Source organism: Rossellomorea pakistanensis (genome assembly GCF_016908495.1).
GTDB lineage: Bacteria > Bacillota > Bacilli > Bacillales > Bacillaceae_B > Rossellomorea > Rossellomorea pakistanensis.
In genome coordinates this window covers 459,670-473,439 of record NZ_JAFBDZ010000003.1, presented here as the reverse complement: position 1 = coordinate 473,439, position 13,770 = coordinate 459,670, and the positions used below count along the sequence as shown (strand labels likewise).

Below are 13,770 nucleotides of genomic sequence, written 5' to 3'. Positions count from 1 at the left end.
ATTCAGACTCGTCCCAAAAAATGATATGATTTAATAGTTAGGAGAAAACTTATCAAGAATTTATTATGTAGAGGATGTTTATAATGTCTTTTGATGGCTTATTTACAAGGGCAATGTCTCAGGAATTGTCCGATTCAATAGAAAGTGGACGAATAAATAAAATTCATCAACCATATAAAAATGAAATCATTTTCATCGTAAGAGCAAATGGAAAAAATCATAAATTACTTTTATCTGCACACCCTAGCTATTCAAGGGTGCAGCTAACTGAAGAAACATATGAAAATCCAACCGTACCACCAATGTTTTGTATGTTATTACGAAAACATTTAGAAGGGTACATTATTGAATCGATTTCACAAGTCGGACTTGACCGTATCATCATATTTGATATTAAAGGCCGGAATGAAATCGGTGATACTTCATATAAAAAGTTGATTGTTGAGATCATGGGCAGACATAGCAATATCATTTTAGTAGATACCGAGCGAAACATGATTTTAGATAGCATTAAACATATTTCACCGAGCGTAAATTCACACAGAACCGTTCTTCCAGGACATGAATACGTAATGCCGCCTTACCAGAACAAAAAGAACCCTTTTGAAAGTACCCATGACGATATTCTGCGGAGCATCGACTTTAATTCAGGAAAAATCGACAAACAGATTGTTGATTCTTTTGCGGGCATATCTCCCCTTTTTGCAAAAGAAGTCGTTTTCAAAGCTGGTTTAGCAAATCAACGATCATTACCTAGTGCATTCCTATCCCTTGTTGATAAAGTGAAAAACAAGCAATATGAACCAACATTTAAAAGTGGAACAAAAGAAACCTTCTATTTAATGAATCTTGAACATCTTGAAGGAAGTGTTCAAACCTACCCAAGCCTTAGTCAATTGCTTGATCGTTATTTCTATCAAAAAGCCTCAAGGGATCGTGTTAAACAGCAAGGAAATGATCTTGAGCGCTTTATAAAAAATGAGCGGGATAAAAATCAGAATAAAATTGTAAAGTTAGAGCAAACCTTGGATGATGCAAAGCAAGCAGAGAGATACCAGCTTTTAGGGGAGCTATTAACCTCCAATATTTACGCTGTAAAAAAAGGAATGGAAGAAATTGAGGTGATCAATTATTATGACGAGGAAGGCTCGATGATAAAAATTCCTCTAAACCCTCAAAAAACACCATCTGAAAATGCTCAGAATTACTTCTCAAAATATCAAAAAGCAAAGAACGCTACGGTGATCGTTCATGAGCAAATCGAAAAAGCTAAAAAAGAAATCGAATATTTTGAACAGTTATTACAACAATTAGAATCTGCTTCACCAAAGGATATAGAGGAAATTCGTGAGGAGCTAGAGGAAGAAGGATATCTTAGAGTAAAGAAAACAAATAAAAAGAAAAAAACAAATCATAAACCAGAAGTAGAGAAATATGTATCATCCGATGGAACTACGATTTTAGTTGGAAAAAATAATAAGCAAAATGATTATCTAACGAACCGAATCGCAAATAGACATGATATTTGGCTCCATACAAAGGATATCCCTGGTTCTCATGTTGTTATAAGAAGTGAAAATCCGTCTGAAACAACGATAAAAGAAGCGGCAAATATTGCAGCCTATTTTTCAAAAGCGAAGGAGTCAAGCTCAGTTCCTGTAGATTACACAATCGTTAAACAAGTGAAAAAACCTAAAGGAGCGAAGCCTGGATTTGTTATATATGAAGGTCAGCAAACCATTTATGTAACACCTAGCCTCGATCTTGTTCGATTTTTAAAAAAATAAAAAAAGGGAAGTCCCAATGCTCTTCAGAAAGCAAGAATGTCGGGACTTCCCTCAATAGTTTTATTTCCCCCACACCTCAGGGTTCATTTTCCACTCATTTAACGATTCTAATTCTTCTTCTTTAATAACATTTATTTCTAATGCCGTTTCCAGCATGCTCGAATAATCTGAAATCGCATGCGCTTCAACTTCTGCTTTCTTTAAGAGTTCTGCACCTTTATCTAGTTCATAGGTAAAAATAGCTGCAACCCCTAATACTTCACATCCAGCTTCTCTTAATGCGTTTACTGCCGTAATACAGCTTCCACCCGTTGAAATTAAATCTTCAACCACTACTACTTTTTGTCCTTTTTCAACATAGCCTTCAATCTGTTTCCCTTTTCCATGACCTTTAGGCTTTGAGCGGACATAGCACATTGGTAAATCTAGACGTTCACTTACCCATGCAGCGTGTGGAATCCCTGCAGTTGCTGTACCGGCAATTACTTCAACATCTGGGTACTGAAGTTGAATGATTTCCATAAGCCCTTTGCTAATTTCACGTCTTACTTCAGGGTAGGACATTGTTAAGCGATTATCACAATAAATAGGTGATTGAATACCTGAAGACCATGTGAAAGGTTCAGATGGACTTAAAAATACTGCTTTGATTTCTAATAATTTTTTTGCTAATTCTTTTTTCACTTGAGTCCCTCCCACTCATTTAAAACCGTCTGGTAGGCTTTTACTGGATTTTCTGCTTTTGTGATACTTCTACCAACAACAATATGTGTTGAGCCTATTTCGCGCGCTTTTGCTGGTGTAGCAATACGCTTCTGATCCTGTAATTGATTCTCAGCCAAACGAATTCCCGGAGTTACTTTTAAAAACTCGTCACCACACACCTCACGAATGGCTTCCGCCTCTAACGGAGAACACACAACACCATCAAGTCCTGCTTCTTTGGTAAGCTTTGCATAGTGAATGACAGATTCGTTTAAAGAACGCTCAATTAGCTGTTCACTTTGCATTTGCTCTTCAGAAGTTGAAGTCAGTTGTGTAACCCCGATAAGTTTAGGTCGATTTCTAGAAGAAGGGGTTCCTGCAGATAAACCCTCTAGCGCCTTTTCCATCATTTCTTTCCCGCCAGCTGCATGTACATTGATTAATTCGATATCAAATTGAGCAAGACCCTTCATTGCACCATACACAGTATTCGGAATATCATGAAGCTTTAAATCTAGAAAGATACGATAATCCTTTTCAATTAATTGTTCCAATATCTTTGGACCATTTTGTAGATAAAGTTCCATTCCAACTTTAATATTTATAGGTTCATTGAATGGCTCCAGGAATTTCTTTGTTTGCTCCCACGTTGGAAAATCAAGAGCTATGAATGGCTTTTGATTCATGTTTTCCCCAGCTCCTTCCGATACATTCAGATATATGGTCATAGCCTAACTCATCAAGTAATGGTGGAAGGTCATCGATAATAGTTGGACAGATCATAGGATCTACAAAATTCGCTGTCCCTACAGCCACTGCACTAGCACCAGCATATAAATATTCAATGACATCCTCTGCGGATTCAATCCCCCCCATCCCGATGATTGGAATGGATACAGCTTGACTCACTTCATAAATCATTCTGATTGCAACTGGCTTAATAGCAGGTCCAGAGAGACCACCCGTCTTGTTGGCTAAGATTGGTTGAGCTGATCTCATATCTAATCTCATTCCAAGTAAGGTATTGATCATCGTTAACCCATCTGCCCCACCTTCTTCAACCGCTTTGGCCATATCTACAATACTAGATACATTAGGTGATAGCTTTACATATACAGGGACTGATGAGACTTCCTTCACTCGCATCGTAAGTTCCTTTGCGACTTCTGGTATCGTTCCAAAAGCAATTCCCCCCGTTTTCACATTAGGACAGGAGATATTTAACTCTAATGCTTTAACATTTTCCGCTGTTGAAATTTGTTTTGCAACCTGTACATAATCCTCTGTCTGGGACCCAGCTACATTCGCTATGATTGGAACATCATATTTAGTCAACCAAGGTAATTCATTACTCATAACACCTTTTAATCCTGGGTTCTGTAAACCAATAGCATTAAGCATTCCTGCATTCGTTTCCGCTACACGCGGAGTAGGATTTCCAAATCTAGGTTCCTCAGTCGTGGCTTTAATCATAATTGCCCCAAGCTTGCTTAAATCGTAAAATTGACTGTATTCCTTTCCAAATCCAAAGCATCCTGAAGCAGGCATGATTGGATTTTTCAAAGAAAGACCTGGCAGCTCTATATTTAATCTATTCATAATGCCACCTCCCCAGCTGGAAATACTGGTCCATCACTACAAACTTTTACATAATGATTTCCTGTTGGATCTTCAGACTTATGACATACACAGGCAAAACAAGCCCCAATTCCACAGCCCATTCTTTGTTCTAATGAAATATAGCCTTTTTTATGTGTAAGGTTTTTTTCCAAAGCCTTTAACATCGGAGTTGGTCCACAAGTATAATAAAGGGCAAAATCATGATCCAACTTATTGATAACATCTGTAACAAAACCTTTTGTTCCACGTGAACCATCTACCGTTGCTACGAATGTTTCTCCAAGCTCCCCAAACTCATCTTCATAAAAAACAACATCTTTATTTTGAAATCCAAGAACATGGATGACTTTCCAGCCTCTGCTTTTTAACTGCTTCGATAGTTCGTAGAGAGGAGGAACCCCAATTCCTCCACCTACTAATAATGCTGTTTTTTCATCTTGATCATGAATCGGAAATCCATTTCCTAATGGACCTAAAACATCAATATCTTGTCCAACTGAAACTTCTGAAAGAATTCTTGTCCCTTTCCCTTCTGCACGATAGATGAGTGTCATTATTTGATCCTCTTTAGAATAGGACGAAATTGAAATTGGTCTTCTTAATAGAGGATCAAACCCTTTTCCCACCTTAATATGAACAAACTGGCCAGGCATTTGAATTTCATCAACTAGCTGTCCTTTTACCGTTAATTCATAAATATTTTTGGCAATGTGTTGATGAGAAAGTACTTCCATTCTTTCATTCTTTATCATAGCAGCACCGCCTCACCCTTATTCGAACTTAATGGGAGTGCTTCTGCAGAGAAAGTCATAGATTCCATTACTCTTAAGATCGCTTCTGCTGTATCTAATGAGGTTAGGCATGGAATTCCATTTTCTACAGATTCTCTTCGGATTCTGAATCCATCCCGTTCAGGCTGTTTTCCTTTTGTTAATGTATTGATAACCAGTTGTGTTTCTCCACTTTGAATAATGTCTAAAAGTGTCGGTCCCTCTGAACCAATTTTATCTACCTCTTTAACCGGGATCCCTTTGTTCATTAAGTGTTCTGCTGTCCCTTTAGTAGCTAAAATCTGATAACCAATGTTGATGAATCGTTTCGCTAATTGAACGGTCTCTTCTTTATCCTTATTAGCCACAGTCATTAATACACTACCGAATTCCTTCATTTGCATCCCTGCAGCCACTATACCTTTGTATAAGGCTTTTTCAAGTGTTGCGTCTTTCCCCATTACTTCTCCAGTAGATTTCATTTCAGGTCCTAAGGTAATGTCAACTCTTCTTAATTTTGCAAAGGAGAATACTGGAACTTTTACATATACTCCTTGTTTTTCTTCAATTAGCCCAGATTGATAGCCTTGGTCCTTGAGAGATACTCCAAGGATCGCTTTTGTCGCAATATTAGCCATTGCAACACCAGTTATTTTACTAATAAACGGTACTGTTCTACTTGAACGAGGATTAACTTCTATGACAAATACTTCACCTTTGGATACAACGTATTGAATATTCAGAAGCCCTTTAATATTAAGCCCTTTCGCTAGCCTTGTTGTATAATCAACAATCGTTTCTTTCTGTTCCTTTGTTAACTGTTGAGGAGGGTATACGGCAATCGAGTCTCCTGAGTGTACCCCTGCCCGTTCGATATGTTCCATTATTCCTGGGATGACCACATCTATACCGTCAGAAATGGCATCAACCTCAATTTCTCTTCCTGTCAAGTAGCGGTCAATTAATACTGGATGCTCTGGATTTACTTTTACAGCATTCTCCATGTAATGAAGGAGTTCTTCTTCTCTGTAGACAATTTCCATTGCCCGGCCACCTAATACATAGGATGGTCTTACAAGGACCGGATATCCGATTGAAGAAGCAATCTCTAGAGCTCCATTCACTGATACGGCCGTTTTTCCTTTTGGCTGTGGGATATCTAGTTCATTTAAAGTCGACTCGAACTTATCTCGATTTTCTGCTCGGTCTAAATCTTCTAAGGAAGTCCCGAGGATTTTCACGCCTCTATTCACTAATTCAGATGCTAGATTAATAGCAGTTTGGCCACCAAATTGGACAACAACCCCTTTTGGTTTTTCAAGATCGATGATGTGCATAACATCTTCTATTGTTAACGGTTCAAAGTAAAGCTTGTCAGAAATACTGAAGTCTGTTGATACCGTTTCAGGATTGTTGTTAACGATAATTGCTTCATATCCTGCTTCTTTAATTGCCCAAACAGAGTGAACTGTAGCATAGTCAAATTCTACCCCTTGACCGATTCGAATTGGTCCTGAACCAAGTACCATTACACTCTCGCGCTCGGTTACCATTGATTCATTTTCTTCCTCGTAGCTCCCATAGAAATACGGTGTTTCAGATTCAAACTCGGCTGCACATGTATCAACCATTTTATAAACAGGAGTAATATTATTTTCTTTTCTCCACTGGTAAACTTCTCGTTCAGTTGTGTTCCAGAGCTTTGCGAGAGTAATATCAGCAAATCCTATTCTCTTAGCTTTCATTGCATTTTCTGGTTGAAATGCTTGATTTTCTAACACTTTTTCAAACTCTACAATATTCCTCATTTTATGAAGGAAAAACAGATCGATTTTACTCCATTCATGGATGGTTTCAATCGTGACTCCTCTTCTAAGTGCTTCCCCAATATAGAAGAGACGTTCATCTCCCGCTTTTCGAATTCTTTTCTCAATCAATTCATCTGATGAATTTTTAGCATCTTGTAGCTCTAAATGATAGACATTGCTTTCTAAAGAACGTACGGCTTTTAATAGAGATTCTTCTAACGTTCTTCCAATTGCCATTACTTCTCCTGTTGCTTTCATTTGAGTTCCAAGATTTCGTTTCGCTGCTTCAAATTTATCAAATGGCCAGCGTGGAATTTTTGAGACTACATAGTCCAATGCAGGTTCAAAGGATGCGTAAGTTTTCCCTGTAACAGGGTTCATCATCTCATCCAAAGTTAAACCTACTGCGATCTTCGCCGCTAATTTTGCAATAGGATAACCTGTTGCTTTTGATGCTAGAGCAGAAGAACGACTTACACGTGGGTTTACTTCAATTATATAGTAATCAAAGCTGTCAGGATCGAGTGCAAGCTGGACATTACATCCACCTTCAATCCCAAGAGTACGAATAATCTTCAAACTCGTATTTCGCAGCATTTGATATTCTCTGTCACTTAAGGTTTGACTTGGTGCCACAACAATTGAGTCGCCAGTATGAATCCCTACAGGGTCAATATTCTCCATATTACATACGACAATGGCATTATCTGCTGCGTCCCTCATAACTTCATACTCTATTTCTTTAAAGCCTGCGATACTTTTCTCGAGTAAACATTGTGTTACTGGGCTGTATTTTAAGCCGGAGCTTACGATTTCAACGAGTTCTTCATCATTATGACAAATCCCTCCACCCGTTCCTCCAAGAGTATAAGCAGGACGTACAATTACGGGGTATCCGACTTGTTTTACGAAGTTACTGGCTTCTTCAACAGTACGAATAATTTCACTTTCTGGAACTGGTTCACCTAATTCATGCATCAGGTTACGGAAAAGATCCCTATCTTCCGCCTTCTCAATCGCTGATAACTTGGTTCCTAAAATTTCGACTCCACATTCTTCTAATACACCTGATTGAGCAAGTTCGACAGCAAGGTTTAAACCTGTTTGACCGCCTAGCGTTGGAACAATGGCATCAGGTCTTTCTTTTCTAATAATACGACTAACAAACTCTAAAGTAAGTGGTTCAATATATACTTTATCCGCCATCTCTGCGTCAGTCATGATTGTAGCTGGATTTGAATTTACAAGAATGACACGATAACCTTCTTCTTTTAGGGCAATACAAGCTTGTGTTCCGGCATAATCGAATTCAGCTGCTTGACCGATAATAATTGGACCGCTTCCGATCACAAGGATTGAGTGAATGTCTGTACGTTTAGGCATGTTGAAGCTCCTCTCTCTTTTCCTTTTTCATAAGTTCTAGAAATTCATCAAATAAATAATTGGCATCTTCAGGTCCAGGGGATGCCTCTGGGTGATATTGGACCGTAAAAGCAGGGTAATCAAGATGTCTTAAACCTTCGTTTGTTCCATCATTGATCGCAACATGGGTTACTTTTAAACGAGTATTTGTTAGAGAATTTTCGTCTACTGCATATCCATGATTTTGAGAAGTAAGAGCGATTTGACCTGTTTTTAAATCTTTCACTGGGTGATTCGATCCTCTGTGTCCAAACTTCATTTTAAATGTATCTCCACCACACGCTAAAGCAAATAATTGGTGTCCAAGACAAATTCCAAATAGCGGAATTTCTCCAAGTAATTCTTTGATTGTTTCAATCGCTTCCGGCACATCCTTTGGATCCCCAGGTCCATTAGAAAGCATGATTCCATCTGGACGAAGCCGGCGAATTTCATCTGATGTTGTATTATAAGGAACTACAATCACATCACAATTCCGTTTATTCAATTCTCTTAGAATTCCATGCTTCATTCCAAAATCAATGAGAACCACTCTAAATCCTCTTCCTGGACTTGGATAAGCTGTCTTAGTAGATACTTGTTTCACTTGATCTCTAGGAAGCTTCGAAGCTTTTAATTTATGAAGAATTTCTTCTACATTCTCTTCAGTAGAGCAAATGATTCCTTTCATTGCTCCATGTTTCCGAATGATTCTTGTTAGTTTTCTAGTGTCTATTTCTGATATTCCTGGAATTCCTTTAATTTTTAATAGCTCATCTAATGTATTTTCATTTCTCCAATTAGAGGCAAAGTCGGCTACTTCTCTTACGATGAAAGCTTTTATTGCTGGGCTGATACTTTCAAAATCATCACGATTAATTCCGTAGTTACCCACTAAAGGATATGTTAAGGTTACTAATTGTCCACAATAAGAAGGGTCCGAAAGAATTTCTTGGTACCCTGTCATCCCTGTATTGAATACAACCTCTCCTAATGCATCTACTTCTGCCCCAAATCCTTCACCTACAAATACTGTTCCATCGTCTAATATGAGTTGTCTTTTCATGCTTGTTTTCCTCCTTCATTCCATACTAGTGAACCTTCAAAAAACGTTGCTTTAGGCCAACCTTTGCATTTCCAGTTTGTAAAAGGGGTATTTTTTCCTTTTGATAAAAAGTCCTCTGGATTGATGGCTTTCTCTCCCTCAAGATCAATTAGAGTGAGATCTGCAACTTTCCCTACTTCGAGTGAACCAAATGGAAGATGGAAGACTTCACTTGGTTTTTTTGTCATCCAATCGACCAATTGTTCTAAAGTAAAGACTCCTTTTTCAACAAAATTTGTATATAGTAACGGAAAGGCCGTTTCTAGCCCGACAATTCCGAAAGGAGCAAGCTCCATTCCTTCTGATTTTTCTTCTGCTGTATGTGGGGCATGATCTGTGGCGATAAAATCGATCGTTCCATCTAAAAGCCCCTCCAGTAGTGCCTGTTGATCCTCTTTACTTCTTAATGGCGGGTTCATTTTAAAATTGGTATCTTGTCCAGGTATGTCATTCTCACAGAGAAGCAGATGATGCGGTGTTACTTCAGCTGTTACATTTATCCCTGCTTTCTTAGCATCTCTCACTACTCGGACAGATTCCTTTGTAGAGATATGGCAGACGTGATAATGGGCACCTGCTGCTTCAGCGAGAAGAACATCTCTTGAAATGTGTACAGCTTCACAGATCGATGGAATTCCTGCAATATTGTTTTCTTTTGCGAACGTTCCGTCGTGAACCGCTCCTCCATAAATGAGCGTATTATCTTCACAATGAGCCACAATAGAGGAACCAATTCGGGATGCTTTCTTCATCGCTTCGTACATCATTCCAGCAGACTGTACCCCTACTCCATCATCTGTAAAAGCAAAGGCACCGTTTTCTTTTAACCCATCAAAATCGTTTAACACTTTTCCAACTTGTCTTTCAGTAATTGCAGCATAAGGAAGAACTCTGATATGAGCTGTATCTTGAATTTTTTGGTTCAATGCTTGAAGGTTTTCAACATTGTCAGGTACAGGCCTTGTGTTAGGCATTGCTGCGATTGTTGTAAATCCACCTTTTGCAGCTGCTCTTGTACCCGTGTCGATGGTTTCTTTATGTTCTCCACCTGGCTCTCTTAAGTGGACATGAAGATCGACAAATCCAGGTGAGACAAACATCCCCTTCGCATCAAATTCTTGAAAGCCGTCGCCTTTAAGCCCCGTTCCAATATCAGTAATTTTATTTCCCTCAAGTTTAATATCTACTTTGCTTAGCTTTCCGTTTTTGTTTAGTGTTTCAGCATTACGAATAATCCAGCTCATCTTATTTCCTCCTTTATTTTTCCAATACTTTCTTCAAAACAGCCATTCGAACGAATACACCATTCTCCATTTGTTTAAAAATTCTAGATTTTGCACTTTCCACAAGTTCATCAGCAATTTCTACCCCTCTATTAAAGGGTGCTGGATGCATAATGATACTATTTCTTTTCATCCTTTTTTCTCTTTCGATCGTTAGTCCAAATGAATCGTGGTACTCTTCCTTAGTAAGTTGCGATGTGCTAGCATGCCTTTCATGTTGAATTCTTAGCAGCATCACTCCGTCTGAGGTTTCAATCGCTTCGTCAATTTCTAAGTATTCACCATTCTCTAGAAGAGCATTGGAAAACCATTCTTTCGGTCCGGAAAAACAAACTGTCGCTCCAAGTTTTGTTAATGCCTCTGCATTGGACCTCGCTACTCTACTATGCTTGATATCACCAATAATCGATATTTTTAAGTCTTCAAAGGACCCGAATTCTTCTTTAATGGTAAGTAAATCAAGCAGGCATTGTGTAGGATGGTTTCCACAACCATCTCCCCCGTTGATAATCGGAATGTTTATTCCCTCCATAAGCTGTCTAAAGTAATGATCTTCTTCATGTCTAATGACAACTGCATCTACTCCAATCGATTCCATAAATTTGACGGTATCATAAAGTGATTCACCTTTTTGAACAGATGAAGTAGCAGCCTCAAATGGAATGACAGATATACCGAGCTTCCTTTCTGCCATTTCAAAGCTGCATCTTGTTCTTGTACTAGCTTCAAAAAAAAGATTGGAAATATACTTTTCTCTTGCTCCATCCCACGTCTCACAGTTCTTAAATTTTTCTGCTTGTGTTAAAATGCTTTCGATTTCTTCAGTTGTGAGTTCGTTCATCGTTAATAAATGCTTCACATTTACCAATCCTTTTCTTATAGGAATAAACTATTTTATAAAAAAACACCCTGCCTATTAGCTGTCAGGGTGTTTTTGGATAGGGGAAGGCATATTACGCCTTCTCACTATTCAATCACACCCTTTCAAGCCTCTCTGGACTTTCATTTAAAAGGTGTTTCTATGCAACTTTATTTTCTTCAAACAATTCTTGCTTACCTTCACTTTCTTCTCTTCCTGGAAGGACAAGGTTAAGAAATATCCCGACAATCGATGCTAATGCCATTCCAGATAAGGATATTGTGTCAGTAATTTCTACAAACGCTCCCCCAATACCAATGACGAGAATAACAGATGAAATGATTAGGTTACGTTTATTACCAAGGTCCACCTTATTATCAATTAACATTCTTAGACCGTTTGAGGCGATGATCCCGAACAATAGAAGTGATACGCCCCCCATAACAGCTGGTGGAATTGAGCTAATAAGTGCTGTAATTTTCCCTATGAATCCAAAGGCAATGGCCAGAATCGCCGCTCCTCCGATCACATAAACACTATACACTTTTGTAATCGCGAGCACTCCAATGTTCTCCCCGTAAGTCGTATTTGGTGGCCCTCCAATAAAGGAAGCAATTGTTGTCGCAACACCATCTCCAAGAATGGAGCGATGTAATCCTGGCTTTTCAACAAAGTTTCTACCAACTACCTTACTAAGAACCATTTGATGTCCTGTGTGTTCAGATAGTGTTACGATGGCTACTGGCACCATAGCCGCAGCAATTCCCCAGCTAAAGTCCGGCGTGTAGCTAACATAGGGAATGAAAAATTCAGGTACTTGGAATAGTGGTGCTTCTTTAACTCCAGACAAATCTACAATTCCAGCAAAAAGGGCGATAATGTATCCTCCAATAATTCCAGCTAAAATCGGGATAAGTCCAAAGATTCCTTTTAAATAGATGGAACAAAAAATGGTTATCGATAGAGTTGCAAGTGCCACAAGAAAATGAGTGTTGCTATAAACCAGTTCTTGTGCTCCCGGATTTTCATACATAGCCATATTGACTGCAGTTCCTGCTAAACCAAGACCGATGACCATAATAACAGGGCCAACCACAATCGGCGGCAGTATTCGTAATAGCCACTTGAGTCCTAACTTAGAAATTAACAGGGCTACAATACCATAAACTATTCCTGCCAGAAAGCTCCCAAGCATAGCAGCTTCCGTACCTCCCGCTGCCTTGGCGATAATAATCGGTTGGATAAAGGCAAACGATGACCCTAAAAAGGCTGGAATTTGACCTCTTGTGATAAGTAGATAAGCTAATGTACCAAGTCCGCTTGAAACAAGTGCTACCGCAGGACTTAACCCCACTAGGAAAGGAACTAGAACCGTTGCTCCAAACATTGCGAATAAGTGCTGGATGCTTAACGTTAACCATTTAGCTGGCTTCGGAACATCTTTTACATCTAATACTGGTTCATTTGATTGAGTCATATTCAATCTCCTCCTCGCATGTATCTTCTTTGATGACTGAATGATATCGTATTCATACAAAAAACCCTCTTCGTGTCCATTGGAAGGCACAAAGAGGGCATAGATGTATAGATATCCTTCATCACTTGAAGAATACTCATTCACATACCGACCTTTGTTAGCCTCACTGGACTACATTTAAAAGGAGTACTATTTAATTATCGTGTATTGTTACTTGATCCTCTGAATCAACTTCTGTCAGCTCAACCATTATTTTCTCTGAGCTCGAGGTAGGAATATTTTTCCCTACAAAATCCGCTCTAATCGGGAGTTCGCGATGACCTCTATCTACTAAAACAGCAAGCTGAATTGAACTAGGTCTTCCTATGTCGATTAAAGCATCGAGCGCAGCTCTTACCGTTCTGCCAGTGTAAAGAACATCGTCGATGAGAATGACTTTTTTATGATTAATTTCTACCGGTAAGTCAGAACCTTTTACTTCTGGTTCGTTGTTAGATGTTTTTGTCGTAAGATCGTCTCTATAAAGTGTAATATCTATTTCCCCTACTGGAATGGACTCGCCTTCGATTTGTTCAATTTTTTCAGCTAGTCGTTTTGCCAGATAAATCCCTCTTGTTTTTATGCCCACTAAGACACAATTTTCAATGCCTTTGTTACGTTCAATAATTTCATGAGCAATTCTTGTTAAGGCTCTTCTAATCGATGCTTGATCTAGCACAATCGCTTTTTGTACCATTTCTTCACCTCTTCTTCGTTTTTAGTAAACTGAAGTGAAACCCATAAAAAAAATCCCTCGCACCGTAATTGGGTGAGAGGGCACACTTATCGTTGTATGATAATCAAACTACACTCGTACGTAGTTATACTATCTCCTTCTCAGCCTCACGGGACTGTATTAAAGGTTCCTTATTCACTTAATGATTATATTATAATGATCGTCGATATATGTCAAGGG

11 protein-coding genes are annotated in these 13,770 nt (G+C 38.7%); 1 reads left to right on the top strand and 10 read right to left on the bottom strand.

The window, feature by feature from the left end; genetic code table 11:
- The first annotated feature begins 83 nt into the window (after positions 1–83).
- Positions 84–1,787, top strand: coding sequence for an Rqc2 family fibronectin-binding protein (locus JOC86_RS16230; RefSeq protein ID WP_205173953.1), 1,704 nt, complete (start codon positions 84–86; stop codon positions 1,785–1,787).
- Between the two features lie 60 nt (positions 1,788–1,847).
- Here JOC86_RS16230 and pyrE read toward each other — a convergent pair whose 3' ends face one another.
- The 10 genes from pyrE to pyrR form a co-directional block, all read right to left on the bottom strand.
- Positions 1,848–2,471: an orotate phosphoribosyltransferase gene (gene pyrE / locus JOC86_RS16225; protein ID WP_205173952.1), complete on the bottom strand. Its 624-nt coding sequence runs from the start codon at positions 2,469–2,471 to the stop codon at positions 1,848–1,850.
- Complete coding sequence (pyrF, locus tag JOC86_RS16220) at positions 2,468–3,178, bottom strand: orotidine-5'-phosphate decarboxylase (protein WP_205173951.1); 711 nt, start codon at positions 3,176–3,178, stop codon at positions 2,468–2,470. The genes pyrE and pyrF overlap by 4 nt, the downstream gene beginning before the upstream one ends.
- Complete coding sequence (locus tag JOC86_RS16215; protein WP_205173950.1) at positions 3,150–4,091, bottom strand: dihydroorotate dehydrogenase; 942 nt, start codon at positions 4,089–4,091, stop codon at positions 3,150–3,152. Before JOC86_RS16215 ends, pyrF begins: the two co-directional genes overlap by 29 nt.
- On the bottom strand, positions 4,088–4,861 hold the full coding sequence (locus JOC86_RS16210) for a dihydroorotate dehydrogenase electron transfer subunit (protein ID WP_338021776.1): 774 nt from the start codon (positions 4,859–4,861) through the stop codon (positions 4,088–4,090). The genes JOC86_RS16215 and JOC86_RS16210 overlap by 4 nt, the downstream gene beginning before the upstream one ends.
- Complete coding sequence (gene carB, locus JOC86_RS16205) at positions 4,861–8,073, bottom strand: carbamoyl-phosphate synthase large subunit (protein ID WP_205173948.1); 3,213 nt, start codon at positions 8,071–8,073, stop codon at positions 4,861–4,863. The genes JOC86_RS16210 and carB overlap by 1 nt, the downstream gene beginning before the upstream one ends.
- Positions 8,066–9,157: a carbamoyl phosphate synthase small subunit gene (locus tag JOC86_RS16200; RefSeq protein WP_205173947.1), complete on the bottom strand. Its 1,092-nt coding sequence runs from the start codon at positions 9,155–9,157 to the stop codon at positions 8,066–8,068. The genes carB and JOC86_RS16200 overlap by 8 nt, the downstream gene beginning before the upstream one ends.
- Positions 9,154–10,440, bottom strand: coding sequence for a dihydroorotase (locus JOC86_RS16195; RefSeq protein WP_205173946.1), 1,287 nt, complete (start codon positions 10,438–10,440; stop codon positions 9,154–9,156). The genes JOC86_RS16200 and JOC86_RS16195 overlap by 4 nt, the downstream gene beginning before the upstream one ends.
- Positions 10,441–10,453: 13 nt before the next feature.
- Positions 10,454–11,338, bottom strand: a complete 885-nt coding sequence (locus tag JOC86_RS16190) for an aspartate carbamoyltransferase catalytic subunit (RefSeq protein WP_205173945.1) — start codon at positions 11,336–11,338, stop codon at positions 10,454–10,456.
- 160 nt (positions 11,339–11,498) lie between these two features.
- A complete protein-coding gene (locus tag JOC86_RS16185) occupies positions 11,499–12,815 on the bottom strand; it encodes a uracil-xanthine permease family protein (RefSeq protein WP_205173944.1) in 1,317 nt (438 codons plus the stop codon).
- Between the two features lie 193 nt (positions 12,816–13,008).
- On the bottom strand, positions 13,009–13,551 hold the full coding sequence (gene pyrR / locus JOC86_RS16180; protein ID WP_205173943.1) for a bifunctional pyr operon transcriptional regulator/uracil phosphoribosyltransferase PyrR: 543 nt from the start codon (positions 13,549–13,551) through the stop codon (positions 13,009–13,011).
- Positions 13,552–13,770 lie beyond the last annotated feature (219 nt).